The organism is Serratia sp. BNK-23 (assembly GCF_047456145.1).
GTDB lineage: Bacteria > Pseudomonadota > Gammaproteobacteria > Enterobacterales > Enterobacteriaceae > Serratia > Serratia nematodiphila.
Genome location: NZ_CP179900.1, coordinates 4469273 through 4484080, shown reverse-complemented (window position 1 = coordinate 4484080; position 14808 = coordinate 4469273). Strand labels below are relative to the sequence as shown.

Genomic DNA, 14808 nt, shown 5'->3' with positions numbered 1-14808 from the left:
TGGCCATTTTGCCTCCGGGCAGTGCTCCCAATCCTCACGTACTGCGTGTACGCTCCGGTTGGTGCGCGCTGGCCGAAGGCAAACTGGCGGCGACAATCACGCCTGATGAACAGGCTTCTGCATAGGCTGCACGGCGCTTTTCAGCCGAGCTGCCCGTTGCCGAGGTGTTTCACCCGGCGTTTCACCTCTTCCTGCTTGCCGGCGTTGAACGGCCGGGCATCGGGGCTGCCGAGATAGCCGCACACCCGGCGGGTGACCGAGACCTTGGCCGAGTCGTGGTTGCCGCATTTCGGGCAGGTGAAGCCTTTGCTGGTGCAGGAGAATTCACCGGTGAAGCCACATTCGTAGCACTCGTCGATCGGCGTGTTGGTGCCGTAGTAAGGCACCCGGCTGTAGCTGTAGTCCCACACGTCTTCCAGCGCCTTCAGGTTGTGCTGCAGGTTCGGGTATTCGCCGTAGCAGATGAAGCCGCCGCTGGCCAACGGCGGGTAGGGCGCTTCGAAGTCCAGCTTGTCGTACGGATTGACCTTCTTCTCCACGTCGAGGTGGAAGCTGTTGGTGTAATAGCCCTTGTCGGTGACGCCCGGCACCACGCCGAAATCGGCGGTGTCCAGCCGGCAGAAGCGATCGCACAGGTTTTCGCTCGGCGTGCTGTAGAGGCTGAAGCCGTAGCCGGTCTCGTCTTTCCAGGCGTCGACGGCGGCGCGCAGCCGTGCGACGATCGCCACCGCTTTGGCGCGCAGCGCCTCGTCGTCATACACGTGGTTTTCGCCGCCGAACAGCGCGTTGATGGTCTCGTGCAGGCCGATGTAGCCCAGCGAAATTGAAGCGCGGCCGTGCTTGAAGATATCGGCGATGTTGTCGTCGGCCTTGAGCCGCACGCCGCAGGCGCCTTCCATGTACAAGATTGGCGCCACCCGCGCCTTGATGCCTTCCAGCCGGGCGATGCGCGTCATCAGCGCCTTTTTCGCCAGCTGCAGGCGCTGATCCAGCAGCGTCCAGAAGCGCGACTCATCGCCCATCGCCTCCAGCGCGATGCGCGGCAGGTTGAGGCTGATGACGCCGATGTTGTTGCGGCCGTCGTGCACCAGTTCGCCGTCCTGCTCGTAGGTGCCGAGGAAGCTGCGGCAGCCCATCGGCGTTTTGAACGAGCCGGTGACCTTCACCACCTGATCGTAGTTGAGGATGTCCGGGTACATGCGCTTGCTGGCGCACTCCAGCGCCAGCTGCTTGATGTCGTAGTTCGGGTCGCCGTACTGGTGGTTGAGGCCGTCGCGGATGGCGAACACCAGTTTGGGGAACACGGCGGTCTTGCGGTTTTTGCCCAGCCCGGCGATGCGGTTTTTCAGGATCGAGCGCTGGATCAGGCGCGACTCCCAGCTGGTGCCGAGGCCGAAACCGAAGGTGACGAACGGCGTCTGGCCGTTGGCGGTGTGCAGGGTGTTGACCTCGTACTCCAGCGACTGGAAGGCGTCGTAACACTCTTTCTCGGTGCGCGCCATGGCATAGCCTTTGGCATCCGGGATCTGCCACTCTTCCGCCACCTGCAGGTGTTTGCGGAAGCTCTCGTCGACGAACGGCGCCAGAATTTCATCGATGCGGTTGATGGTGGTGCCGCCATAAATATGGCTGGCGACCTGAGCGATGATCTGCGCGGTCACGGCGGTGGCGGTAGAGATCGACTTCGGCGGCTCAATCTCGGCGTTGCCCATCTTGAAGCCGTTGGTCAGCATGCCTTTCAGATCGATCAGCATGCAGTTGAACATCGGGAAGAACGGCGAGTAGTCGAGATCGTGGTAGTGAATTTCGCCGCGTTCATGGGCCAGCACCACGTCGCGCGGCAGGATGTGCTGCTTGGCGTAGTGTTTGGCGACGATGCCCGCCAGCAGGTCGCGCTGGGTGGGGATCACCTTGCTGTCCTTGTTGGCGTTCTCATTCAGCAGCGCGCGGTTGCTTTGCTCGACCAGGCCGCGAATTTCCTGGTTCAGGCGGCCGCGCAGCTCGCGCGCCACGTCGCGATCGTGGCGGTATTCGATATAGGCGCGCGCCAGCTGTTTGTACTCGCCGGCCATCAGCTGGTTTTCCACCGCCTGCTGGATCTCGTGGATATCGACGCGCGGCTGTTGCTCCATGCGCTGAGCGACCACGCGGGCGACGGTGGCGCAGTAGTCGGCGTCGACCACGCCCACCGCCAGCGCGGCGCGCTCGATGGCCTGCGCAATGCGCGCTTCGTCAAAAGGTACCTGGCAACCGTCCCGCTTAATCACTACTGGTTTCACGTTGTACTCCTTGTTCCCCGAGGGAGCGTTCATACCCGCCTGACGCGGCGAGCAACCGTCAAATTTCGCTTATCCACAGGGCAAAGCCGCAGCGCGCAAGGGCTGTGGCGACGTGTGGATGATTTTGTGGATAACTACTATATATAGGTGTTCGTAATTCCTAATGCACTATATATAGATATTGGCGCGATTCTTTTGATGTAGAACAAGGAAAACGGAAGAGCGTGCGTAAGCTGAACAGACGTCAATCGCCCGTTGGCCGATCGCGAAAATGTTCCAGCAGAAAGTCGACCCAGACGCGTACCCGCGGCGGCAGATCCGCCGAGGCGTAATAGAGCCACAGCTGCACCGGGCGCGGCCAGCATTGCGCCAGCACCGGCCGCAGCGTGCCTTGCTCGAAGTGCTTTTCAACGTACCAGCGCGCCAGGTTGACGATGCCGAGCCCGGCCAGCGCCGCATCCAGCAACATTTCCGGCCGGCTCACCACCAGCCGGCCGTTCAGATCCAGCGCCAGCGTTTCGCCCTGATGGCGCAGCTGCCATTTGACGTGGCGGCCGTTGCCCGGGTTACGGTGCAGCAGGCAGTCGTGGCGCAGCAGATCGTGCGGCGTTTGCGGTTCACCGCACCGTGCCAGATAGTCCGGCGAGGCCGCCAGCACCATGTGCATCGGGTAGAGCGGGCGGGCCACCAGCCGGCTGTCGGGATCGACCCGGCTGCCGATGCCGACGTCGAAGCCTTCGCCCACCAGGTTCACCACCCGGGCGTCCAGCGACAGATCGAGATCGATCTGCGGATAGCGCGCCAGAAATTGCGGGATCAACGGCATCAGCATCTGGCGGCCGAAGCCGGGGATCATGCTGACGCGCACCACGCCGGCCGGCGCCTGCCGTTCGCCGCCGGCGCTTTCCAGCGTGGTCGCCAACGCCTGCCACAGCGGCGCCACCTGCGCCAGCAGCGCTTTGCCCTCGTCGGTCAGCAGCACGTTGTGGGTGTTGCGCTGAAACAGCCGCAGCGCTAGCTTCTCTTCCAGCGCGCGGATGTTTTTGCTGACCGCCGCCGGCGTCACGCCCAGCTGGCGAGCGGCGGCGGAGAAATTTTGCGCCTGCGCGGCGGCGAGGAAGGCCGGCAGCAGGCGGTGCACGTCAAAGGGCAGCGACATAGTGGTTGATACTTTTGGTTGAAATTGAAGTGACCTTTAACAGCCTACACCCGAAGCGGCGGAAATGGAAAAATGCCCTCATCTTCTTATGACCGAGGAATCGTTATGTCGCGCATTTTAGTGTTAACCGCCCACCGCACTCCCGACGAGTCGCGCATCAACAAAGCGCTGATCGCGGCGCTGCGTCCGTTGCCCAACGTGACCGTTCACGAACTGATCCGCGCTTATCCGGATTACCGCATCGACGTGGCGCGCGAGCAGGAACTGCTGCAGAGCCATGATGCGGTGGTGATGCTGTTCCCGTTTTTCTGGTACAGCTCGCCGGCGATCCTCAGCGAATGGCAGGATGCGGTATTAACCTACGGTTTCGCCTACGGCAGCGAAGGCACCCAACTGCACGGCAAGCCGCTGCAGCTGGTGGTGAGCACTGGCGGCAACGCGCAGGCCTATACGGCGGAAGGGTACAACCGTTATCCGGTGCAGGATCTGCTGCTGCCGTTCCATGCCATGGCCAACCTGACCGGCATGGATTATCTGCCGCCGCATCTGGTGCAGGGTGTGTTCGACATGAGCGATGAACGCCTGGCGCAAGAGGCCGCCGGGGTGGTGGCGTTGCTGGAGAAATGGTAGGGCGCAGCGCTCGCCGCGCCCTGCGGGGTTAGTCTTCGAGCAGCCACCACACCGCTTCGAACGGCCGCAGCGTCAGCGCCTGAGGCTGGTCTGCCGAGTCGCTGTAGTTGCTCATCAGCGGGCGCCACTGGGCGGAAGGCTCCACGCCCGCCGCCGTCCAGGCCTGCGGCTCGCGGCCCAGGTTGGCCGCCACCAGCAGGCGCTGGCCGTTCCAGCTGCGCTGATAGCACCACAGCGCCGGGTGTTCCGGCGCCAGATCCTGATAGTCGCCGTGGGTCAGCAGCGGGTACTGCTTGCGCAGGGTGATCAGCTGGCGGTAGGCGTAAAACACCGAGTCGAGGTCGGCCAGCGCCGCGTCGGCGTTGATCTGCGGGTAGTTCTCGGCGCAGCCGATCCACGGCGTGCCGGTGGTGAAACCGGCGTGCGGCGCGGCGCTCCACTGCATCGGCGTGCGGCCGTTGTCGCGTGATTTGTCGGCCAGGATCGCCAGCAGCTCGGCGTCGCTGCGGCCCTGGGCGCGCAGTTCGACGTACATGTTCAGGCTTTCCACGTCGCGATACTGCTCGATGGCGCGGAAGCCGGGGTTGGTCATGCCGAGTTCTTCGCCCTGATAGATATAAGGCGTGCCCTGCATGCCGTGCAGCACCATCGCCAGCATTTTGGCGGCCGGCAGCCGCAGTGCGCCTTCATCGCCGAAGCGTGACACGATGCGCGGCTGATCGTGGTTGCACCAGAACAGCGCGTTCCAGGCGCGGTTATGCATCCCTTGCTGCCAGTGGCGGAAGATCTGCTTCAGTTCCACGTAATCCGGCGCCGCCCGCGTCCATTTTTCACCGCCGGCGTAGTCCACCTTCAGGTGGTGGAAGTTGAAAGTCATCGACAGCTCTTCGCCGCTCTGCGCCGCGTACTGCTGGCAATGCTCGAGCGTGGTGGAGGACATCTCGCCCACCGTCATCAGGCCGCGCGGCTGAAACACGTCGCGGCTTATCTCCTGCAGGAACTCGTGGATGCGCGGGCCGTCGGTATAGAAACGGCGGCCGTCGCCCTGGCTGTCGGATGGGAAGTCCTGCTGTTTGGACACCAGGTTGATCACGTCGAGGCGCAGGCCGTCGACGCCTTTTTCCGCCCAGAACTGACACACTTTCTTCAGCTCTTCGCGCACCGGCGGGTGCTCCCAGTTGAGATCCGCCTGCTCGGCGGCGAACAGGTGCAGGTAGTACTGGCCGCTGTCGGCGTGCCACTGCCAGGCGTTGCCGCCGAACTTGGAGCGCCAGTTGTTCGGCGGCGTATCGCCTTCGCCGTCGCGCCAGACGTAGAACTGGCGATACGGGCTGTGGCGATCCTGCGCGGCCTTGAACCACGGGTGCTCGGTCGAGGTGTGGTTGAACACCATGTCCATCACGATGCGGATGCCGCGCTGGTGGGCGGCGGTGACCAACTGCTCGAAGTCCGCCATCGTGCCGTAAGCCGGATCGATGGCGCAGTAGTCCGCCACGTCATACCCGTTGTCCACCTGCGGCGATACGTAGACCGGCGTCAGCCAGATGGCATCGACGCCCAGTTCCTGCAGATAGTCCAGCCGCCGGGTCACGCCGGCCAAATCGCCGTAGCCGTTGCCGGTGCTGTCCTGAAAACTCTTCGGATAAATTTGGTAGATGACGCCGTTCTGCCACCAGGGGGTTGGGTTGCTCATAGATCAATACCTTTGAATCGTGACAACGAGCCTGCGCGAGCAGGCTCCTACATTCATATTGCGTGAATCAAACCGGCAGCTCGCCGCGGGCGGCTTTGCGTTTGTAGACCATGATGGTCAGCACCAGCGGGATGACGATCGCCACCAGAATCGCCAGCGAGTAAATCAGCCAGAACTGCGGCTTGATAGACAGAATGCCCGGCAGACCGCCGACGCCGATGCCGTTGGCCATCACGCCGTCCAGCCCGCAGATAAGGCCGGCGATCGCGGAGCCGATCATCGCGCACAGCATCGGGAAGCGGTATTTGAGGTTGATGCCGTACATCGCCGGTTCGGTCACGCCGAGGTAGGCGGAGATCGCCGCCGGCACCGAGATTTCACGCTCGTTGGCCTTGCGGCTGATGATGATGATGCCGAGCACCGCCGAGGCCTGCGCGATGTTGGACAGCGCAATCAGCGGCCATACCGGGGTGCCGCCCATGCTCTGGATCATCTGCATGTCGATAGCCAGCGTGGTCTGGTGTACACCGGTGATCACCAGCGGCGCATACAGGAAGCCGAACAGCGCGGCGCCCACCGGCGCGAAGCTGCCGGTCATCACCGATTTCACCGCCCAGGCGACGCCGTCGCCGATCATGCGGCCGAACGGCCCGATCAGCGCGTGCGCCAGGAACACCGCCAGCAGCAGCGAGACCACCGGCACCACCACCAGATAGAGATAGTCGGGAACGATCTTTTTCAGCCGGGTCTCGATCCAGCCCAGCGCCATCCCCGCCAGGATTGACGGGATCACCTGCGCCTGATAACCCACTTTCTGGATCACGAACCAGCCGAAGTTCCACACTTCTGGCGTTTGCTGGCCGAGCAGGTAGGAGTTCATCAGCTGCGGCGACACCAGGGTGACGCCCAGTACGATGCCGAGCACCGGGGTGCCGCCCATTTTTTTCACCGTCGACCAACAGATGGCCACCGGCAGGAACATGAAGATCGCTTCACCGAGCAGCCACAGGAAGTCGTAAACGGTTTTCCACGCCGGGTGCATCTGCGCCAGCGTTTGGCCGTCGGACATCGGGATGTCGCCGATCACGTTGCGGAAGCCGAGGATCAGACCGCCGCTGATCAGCGCCGGCAGCAGCGGGAAGAAGATCTCGGCGAAGTGGGAGATGGTGCGCTCGGTCCAGGTCATGTTCTGGCGCGCCGCCACCTTGGCCTGTTCCTTGTCGGCCTCGTTGACGCCGGTGCTGGCGATCAGCGCCTGATAGTAGTCGCCGACGTCGGTGCCGATCACCACCTGGAACTGCCCGGCGTTGGTGAAGCAGCCTTTGACCATCGGCAGCTCTTCGATTTCCTTTGGGCTGGCCTTACTGGGGTCATTGAGGACGAAACGCAGCCGGGTAATGCAATGGCTGACGGTGGCGATGTTCTCGCGGCCGCCGACCAAAACAATCAGGCGATCAATATCCTGCTGTTTTACTTTGCTCATTATGGGATACCTGCAGAGGTGTTGACTGAGTAATGATCAAAGCTTAGCCACTCGGCTTTTTGAATGAAATGGGAACGTTCCCGGTTTGGGGCGAGGATCACAAAATGACAAAAAATGGTCAACTTCTAATCAGGGAGTCAGGAAAGTTTGCTGGGCACCACCAGGCGGCGGATCCCCTGTTCGCCGCTGAGCTGCGCCAGCAGCTGCTGCGCCGCCAGCAGGCCGGCGCTGCCGTAGCCGAACTCCACCGACAGGGTGTCGGGGAACAGGAAGCTGAGCAGCGGGGTGTTGCCGATGGCGCACACCTGAATGGCGCGCGCCGGCTGCTGCTGCAGGTACTTGATCGCGCCGAGGGCGATGCTGTCGGAGGCGCAGATCAGCGCGCTGGTGTGCGCATCGATCACTTCGGCGGCGTGCTGGAAACCGCTCTGGTAACTCAGCTCGCCCAGCGTGGCGCGCGGCGTGAGCGTGAGGCGTTCACAGGCGTCGAGATAGGCCTGGTAGCGGCGCTGGCCGGTGGTGGCGTCGCTGAGCTGCACCCCCAGATAGCCGATATGCCGATGCCCCTGCCGGTACAGACGATCCATCAGCAGGTTCACCGCGCCGGCGTCGTCGTAGCAGACGGACGAGAAGCCGTCGTATTCGCGCACCATCACCACCATTTTTTCCTGCCACGGTTTGAGCATCGCCGCGGTCAGGCCGGTGAAGCCGAACAGGATCACCCCGTCGACGTTGCGCTGGCGCAGTACGTGCAGGTGCTCCTGCACCAGGCGGGTTTCGAACTGGCTCTCCATCACGATCGGGTCGAAGCCCTGTTGGTACAGCAGCGGCAGCATGGTGCGCACCGCCTGGTTCTCCGACGGCGAATCGAGACGGGAAACGATGATGCCCACCACTTTGTCGCTTTGGCCGCGCATGGCGCGCGCCGACTTGGAGGGGGTAAACCCTTGCTGACGGATCACCGCTTCCACCCGTTCGCGGGTTTGCGGGCTCACGCTGCCTTCATTGTTCAACACGCGTGAGACGGTGGATTTGCCTACGCCGCTCAGGCGCGCGATGTCCTTGATGGTCAGCCGGTTTTGCATGGTTTACTTTTCGTTGAGGTGGACAGGCGTAACATAATGGCCTGTAAAACAATGCCCGTCAGCATAGCTCATTTTCCCACGCGGATCTTGATGCAAAACGGGATTGTTGCACTGCGCTGAACGGCCGCTCCTGCCGCTCTGTTTTTCCCTTTACCGGAGGTTATACCCCATATGGACCCCGACCCGACTGCTTTAGACACTCACTCGGTTCTCCGGTAAAACCTCTCCGCCTGGCGCTGCTGTTTTACCGGTGAAGTACATCACGGTAACCGGTAGCGCGCGCTTCGTCGTTCGCTCCTGCTGCTGAAAAAAAGAATAAGGATCTGCGTTGGCAGAGGCTTTTTGGCGCATCCGCCATTCGCCCGGCCGATGACGATCCCCGTTTACCCGCTGCCGTGAGGCACCGGGCGACGAGGTGCGAATCATGAAACTGAAAAAACTCCCCCGTCAGCTGCTGGGCCTGTTCGCCCGCGGCCTTCCGCGCCGTTTGGTGCGCCGCGACAGCCTGCTGGACAGCGTCGGCGGCGCTGCGCGCGATATGCCGGCCGGCCTGGCGCAGCAGCGGCTGGAATGCGCCGCCGCAGAGACGATGCAGCTGTTTGAGCGTTTCCACAGCCACCCGGAAGGTATCACCGCCCATGAGGCGGAACAGGTGCGCCGGCGTTGCGGCGAGAACGTCATCGACGATCAGCAAAAAGAGGCCTGGTGGCAACACCTCTGGCACTGCTACCGCAACCCATTCAACCTGCTGCTGACCGCGCTCGGCATGATCTCTTACGCCACCGAAGATCTCACCGGCGCCTTGGTGATCGCGCTGATGGTGCTGATCTCCACGCTGCTGAACTTCATCCAGGAGGCGCGCTCCAACCGGGCGGCCGATGCGCTAAAAGCGATGGTGAGCAACACCGCCACGGTGATCCGCAGCGATGCGCTCACCGGCAGGAGCGAGCATGTGGAGCTGCCGATCGCGCAGCTGGTGCCGGGCGATATCATCAAGCTGGCGGCCGGCGACATGATCCCGGCGGATCTGCGCGTGCTGTCGGCCAAGGATCTGTTCATCAGCCAGGCGGCGCTGACCGGCGAATCGCTGCCGGTGGAAAAATCCGCCGCGCCGCAGTCGCCGGCGGCCGATCCGCTCGACTGCCGGAACCTGTGCTTCATGGGCACCAACGTGGTCAGCGGCACCGCGCTGGCGATGGTGATCGGCACCGGCGGCAGCACCTATTTCGGCCAGCTGGCGCAGCGCGTCACCAGCCAGGATGAACAGCCGAACGCCTTCCAGAGCGGCATCAGCAAGGTCAGCTGGCTGCTGATCCGCTTTATGCTGGTGATGACGCCGATCGTGCTGCTGATCAACGGCTACACCAAGGGCGATTGGTGGGAAGCGGCGCTGTTCGCGCTGTCGGTGGCGGTCGGGCTGACGCCGGAAATGCTGCCGATGATCGTCACCTCGACGCTGGCCAAAGGGGCGGTGAAACTGTCGCGCCAGAAGGTGATCGTCAAACGGCTGGACGCCATCCAGAACTTCGGCGCCATGGACATTCTGTGCACCGACAAGACCGGCACCCTGACCCAGGACAAGATCGTGCTGGAGCGCCACACCGATGCGTTCGGCGCCGGCAGTGAGCGGGTGTTGCGCTACGCCTGGCTGAACAGCTTCTACCAGACCGGGCTGAAAAACCTGCTCGACGTGGCGGTGCTGAGCTGCGCGGAGCAGAATCGGCAGCCGGAGGCGCTGCAAAACTACCGCAAGGTGGATGAGATCCCGTTCGACTTCGTGCGCCGCCGCATGTCGGTGGTGGTGGCCAAAGACAACGAGTATCACGAGCTGGTGTGCAAGGGCGCGCTGGAAGAGATGCTGGCGATTTGCAGCCACGTGCGCCACGAAGACGAGGTGATCCCGCTCAGCGAGGCGTTGCTGGCGCGCATTCGCCGCATCACCGACGATCTCAACCAGCAGGGGCTGCGGGTGGTAGCAGTGGCCAACAAGATCCTGCCGGCGCAAACCCATGAATACGGCGTGGCGGATGAATCGGATCTGATCCTCGAAGGCTACGTCGCTTTCCTCGATCCGCCGAAGGAAAGCACCGCACCGGCGCTGGCGGCGCTGAAACAGAACGGCGTCACGGTGAAGATCCTCACCGGCGACAACGAGCTGGTGGCGGCCAAAGTGTGCCGTGACGTCGGGCTGGAGGCCGATCATCTGCTGCGCGGCAGCGAGATCGAGCAGATGGACGACGAGCAGCTGGCGCAGGCGGCGGCGCGCACCACGGTGTTCGCCAAGCTGACGCCGCTGCACAAGGAGCGCATCGTCAAACTGCTGCGCCGCCAGGGGCACGTGGTGGGCTTTATGGGCGACGGCATCAACGATGCGCCGGCGCTGCGCGCGGCCGACATCGGCATCTCCGTCGATTCGGCGGTGGACATCGCCAAGGAAGCGGCGGACATCATCCTGCTGGAAAAAAGCCTGATGGTGCTGGAGCAGGGGGTGATCGAAGGGCGCCGCACCTTCGCCAACATGCTGAAATACATCAAGATGACCGCCAGCTCCAACTTCGGTAACGTGTTCAGCGTGCTGATCGCCAGCGCCTTCCTGCCGTTCCTGCCAATGCTGCCGCTGCACCTGTTGATTCAGAACCTGATGTACGACATCTCGCAGATCGCCATCCCGTTCGATAACGTCGACGACGATCAGATCACCCAGCCGCAGCGCTGGAACTCCGCCGATCTGGGGCGGTTTATGGTGTTCTTTGGGCCGATCAGTTCGATCTTCGACGTGCTGACCTTCAGCCTGATGTGGTGGGTATTCAAGGCTAACACGCCGGAAATGCAGACGCTGTTCCAGTCCGGCTGGTTCGTGGAAGGGCTGCTGTCGCAAACGCTGATCGTGCACATGATCCGCACGCGCAAAATTCCATTTATCCAGAGCCGACCGTCCTGGCCGCTGTGCATCATGACGCTGGCGGTGATCGCCACCGGCATCGGCCTGGTGTTCTCGCCGCTGGCCGGCTTCCTGCAGCTGCAGGCGCTGCCGCTCGCCTACTTCCCGTGGCTGGTGCTGATCCTCGCCGGTTACATGGTGCTGACCCAGTGCGTGAAAGGCTGGTTCGTGCGCCGCTACGGCTGGCAATAACCCGTTCGCCCCCTCCGGCCGGGAGGGGGCAACTGTGATCCCGTCCGCTTTTTCACCGCAACGGTTGGACATCTGTTCTGTGCTGAGTCTTTATCTACAGCGTTGGCTGTTTTTATTGATTTTTTTCCTCTGAGGAATTTCCGATGCACAGACCTTTCCGTTATACGCTACTGGCTTCATCGTTATGGTTTTCTTGCGGCGCGCTGGCGCAGCCGGCGGGTGATTTTCCGCTGATGCCCTGGCCGCAGCAGGTTGAAGTGACGCAACCGGCGGGCAAACTGATTTTGGATCACCGGCTGTCGTTAAGCCTCCAGGGCGATGATTTGGGCGACGCGCTGCCGCGCTGGCGCCAGCGCATCGAACTGCAGACCGGCTGGACGCTGGCGCCGAGGGAAGAAGCAAACGGCGCGGCGATCAAGGTGGTGATCAAGGATCGGGTGGCGGCGCAGCCACTGCCGGGCAGCGACGAAAGCTACCGGCTGGTGGTCACGCCGCAGGGCGCCACGCTGACCGCCAACACCCGCTTCGGCGCGCTGCGCGGCATGGAGACCCTGCTGCAACTGCTGCAGACCGATGGGCAAAACACTTTCCTGCCGCTGGTGGATATTCGCGACGTGCCGCGTTTTCCGTGGCGCGGCGTGCTGCTGGATTCGGCGCGCCATTTCCTGCCGCTGCCGGACATTCTGCGCCAGCTTGACGGCATGGCGGCGGCCAAGCTCAACGTATTCCACTGGCACCTGACCGACGATCAGGGCTGGCGCTTCGCCTCCGAGCATTACCCCAAATTGCAGCAGCAGGCCAGCGACGGCCTGTTTTACACCCGCGAGCAAATGCAGCAGGTGGTGGCTTACGCCACGGCGCGCGGCATTCGCGTGGTGCCGGAGATCGACATGCCGGGGCACGCCTCCAGCATCGCGGTGGCCTATCCCGACCTGATGAGCGCGCCGGGGCCGTATCGCATGGAGCGCGAGTGGGGCGTGCATAAGCCGACGCTCGATCCGACCCGCGACGAGGTTTATCAGTTTGTCGACACGATCGTCGGCGAGCTGGCGGCGATCTTCCCCGATCCTTATCTGCACATCGGCGGCGACGAAGTGGACGCCAGCCAGTGGCGGGCGTCGCCGTCGATTCAGGCGTTTATGCAGCAGAACGGGCTGGCGGATACCCATGCGCTGCAGGCCTACTTCAACCAGAAGCTGGAAAAGATCCTCGAGAAGCACCAGCGGCAGATGGTCGGCTGGGATGAGATCTACCACCCGTCGCTGCCGCGCTCGATCGTCATTCAATCCTGGCAGGGGCAAGACTCGCTGGGCGCCAGCGCGCAGGATGGCTATCAGGGCATTCTCTCCACCGGTTTCTATCTCGATCAGCCGCAAAGCACCGCCTATCACTACCGCAATGAAATTCTGCCGCAGCCGCTGGGGGTCGAGACGGCGGTGCAGCCCGGCGAGCAGGCGCAAAGCTGGCGCTTCAGCATGCCGCGCCTGAAGGGCAGCGCGGTGGAGGGCAGCTTCACGTTGATCGAGGGCAAGCAGGGCTGGCGCGGCTTTATCGATTTCAACGGCAAATCGCGCCGCGCGGTGCACGATATCGTCTGGCGCACGCCGCAGCAGGTGACGTTCCGCGTCGATACCTGGATGGGCGACACGCGGCCGGTGTTTACGCTGCAACAGGACAAGCTCAGCGGCTATACGCTGGTCGGCAACGTGCGTTACCCCACCAGCGGCGACAAACTGGCGGCGGCGCCGGCGGGCAAGATGCCGGTGGTGCCGGATGAGAAGGGGCAGGCCAACATTCTCGGCGGCGAAGCGGCGCTGTGGGCGGAAAACGTGCGCGCGCCGCTGATCGATCTCAAGCTGTGGCCGCGCGCCTTCGCGGTGGCGGAGCGGCTGTGGTCGGCGCAGGACGTCACCGATGAAAGCAACATGTACCGGCGGCTGGCGGCGATCGACGCCTGGTCGGTGGTGTCGGTCGGCCTGCAGCAGCACGCGGAAACGGCGCGCGAATTCACCCGCCTGAGCAACAGCGTGCAGATCATGCCGCTGCAGATCCTGGCCGAGGCGGTGGAACCGGCGCAGTATTACACCCGCCAGCACCTGAAGTTCCAGGCCGGCAACTATCACCAGTTCGAACCGCTGAACCGCTTTGCCGATGCGCTGCCGCCGGAAAGTGAGGCGGTGCGCGCCATGCATGCCCAGGTCGCGGCCTTGCTGAAGGATAAGCGCGATAAGGCGGCGGCGCAGGCGCTGCGCGAACGGCTGCAGCGCTGGCAGGCGAACGGCGCGGCGCTGCAGACGGCGATCGCGGGCAACCGCACGCTGCGGGAGCTGGCGCCGGTGGCGCAGGACGTCGATGCCCTGGCCGCATTGGGCTTAACGCTGCTGGAGCGGTATCAGCAGGACAAACCGCTGAGCCGAACCGAGGCCGAACAAGCGCAGCGCCAGCTGGATGCGGCGGCGCAGACGCGCGACGAAGTGGTGATTGCCGCGGTGTACCCGCTGGAGGCGTTGCTGCGGGGGTTGCAGCCGCAATGAGGCGGACGGGCTCGTGTGAGCCCGGATCCCTACAGCTGCAGCGGCGGCAACTGGGTGAAAATGCTGACCAGCCCTTCGCCCCAACCCTTGCGGATGGCGCTGAAGTACGGATGGTCTTCGGTAATGCGGTATTGCCGGGTATGGCTGAAGCTGTCGCGCGGGTAGATCATCACGTCGAGCGGCAGCCCGACGGACAGGTTGCTGCGCAGGGTCGAATCCAGTGAAATCAGCGCGCATTGCATCGCTTGTTCCAGCGGCGTGTCGTAGTGCAGTACCCGGTCGATGATCGGTTTGCCGTATTTGCTTTCGCCTATCTGAAAATAGGGCGTGTCGCGGGTGGCTTCGATAAAATTGCCTTGCGGGTAGATATGGAACAGCCGCATCTCTTCCCCGCTAATTTGGCCGCCGAGCAGCAGGTTGCAGCTGAAATCGGTGGTGCTGCCGCTTTGCTGCGCCTCACTGTCGCGCTGGATCACCTCGCGCACCGTTTCCCCCACCAGCGTGGCGGCGTCGTAGAGGCTGGGAGCGTTGAGCAGGTTGGGGCGTTCGGCGTCCTTGCTGCGGTGCAACAGCAAACTGATGATGCTCTGGGTGGTCGCCAGGTTGCCGGCGCTTTGCAGCACCAGCGTGCGATCGCCGTCCTGTTGGAACACGTGCAGTTTGCGGAAGGTGGAAATATGATCCACCCCGGCGTTGGTGCGCGAATCGGACGCAAAGACCAGCCCGGACGACAAACGCATGGCCACACAGTAGGTCATACTACAATCCCTCAAAACAAGACCGGCACGCCGCCAACGCGCAGCGTGCCCGAA

The 14808-nt window shown here is 63.2% G+C and carries 9 protein-coding genes; 3 read left to right on the top strand and 6 right to left on the bottom strand.

Annotated elements, in window-relative coordinates:
• Positions 1 to 140: 140 nt before the first annotated feature.
• A complete protein-coding gene (gene nrdD / locus ACMGF9_RS21315; RefSeq protein WP_102985537.1) occupies positions 141 to 2279 on the bottom strand; it encodes an anaerobic ribonucleoside-triphosphate reductase in 2139 nt (712 codons plus the stop codon).
• A gap of 244 nt (positions 2280 to 2523) precedes the next feature.
• Positions 2524 to 3438, bottom strand: a complete 915-nt coding sequence (locus tag ACMGF9_RS21310; protein WP_414160406.1) for a LysR family transcriptional regulator — start codon at positions 3436 to 3438, stop codon at positions 2524 to 2526.
• A gap of 105 nt (positions 3439 to 3543) precedes the next feature.
• Here ACMGF9_RS21310 and ACMGF9_RS21305 point away from each other — a divergent pair, with 105 nt between their 5' ends.
• Entirely contained in the window at positions 3544 to 4068 is a 525-nt protein-coding gene (locus ACMGF9_RS21305) for an NAD(P)H-dependent oxidoreductase (RefSeq protein WP_076740853.1), read from the top strand.
• 28 nt (positions 4069 to 4096) lie between these two features.
• On the opposite strand, the gene treC is transcribed toward ACMGF9_RS21305, so the two are convergent.
• From treC to treR, 3 genes are all read right to left on the bottom strand, one after another.
• Entirely contained in the window at positions 4097 to 5761 is a 1665-nt protein-coding gene (treC, locus tag ACMGF9_RS21300; RefSeq protein ID WP_414160404.1) for an alpha,alpha-phosphotrehalase, read from the bottom strand.
• Positions 5762 to 5828: 67 nt separating this feature from the next.
• Complete coding sequence (gene treB, locus ACMGF9_RS21295; protein ID WP_021504219.1) at positions 5829 to 7244, bottom strand: PTS trehalose transporter subunit IIBC; 1416 nt, start codon at positions 7242 to 7244, stop codon at positions 5829 to 5831.
• Between the two features lie 137 nt (positions 7245 to 7381).
• Entirely contained in the window at positions 7382 to 8329 is a 948-nt protein-coding gene (treR, locus tag ACMGF9_RS21290; protein ID WP_015376450.1) for a trehalose operon repressor TreR, read from the bottom strand.
• A 424-nt stretch (positions 8330 to 8753) separates the two neighbouring features.
• On the opposite strand from treR, the gene mgtA reads away from it, so the two are divergent.
• The gene (gene mgtA / locus ACMGF9_RS21285; protein WP_076740855.1) at positions 8754 to 11462 is read left to right on the top strand and encodes a magnesium-translocating P-type ATPase; all 2709 of its coding nucleotides are present in this window, start codon (positions 8754 to 8756) and stop codon (positions 11460 to 11462) included.
• 143 nt (positions 11463 to 11605) lie between these two features.
• Positions 11606 to 13996: a beta-N-acetylhexosaminidase gene (locus ACMGF9_RS21280; RefSeq protein ID WP_414160403.1), complete on the top strand. Its 2391-nt coding sequence runs from the start codon at positions 11606 to 11608 to the stop codon at positions 13994 to 13996.
• Positions 13997 to 14025: 29 nt separating this feature from the next.
• Here the strand turns inward: ACMGF9_RS21280 and ACMGF9_RS21275 are convergent, their stop codons facing one another.
• Positions 14026 to 14754, bottom strand: coding sequence for a proteasome-type protease (locus tag ACMGF9_RS21275; protein WP_076740857.1), 729 nt, complete (start codon positions 14752 to 14754; stop codon positions 14026 to 14028).
• Between the last annotated feature and the right edge of the window lie 54 nt (positions 14755 to 14808).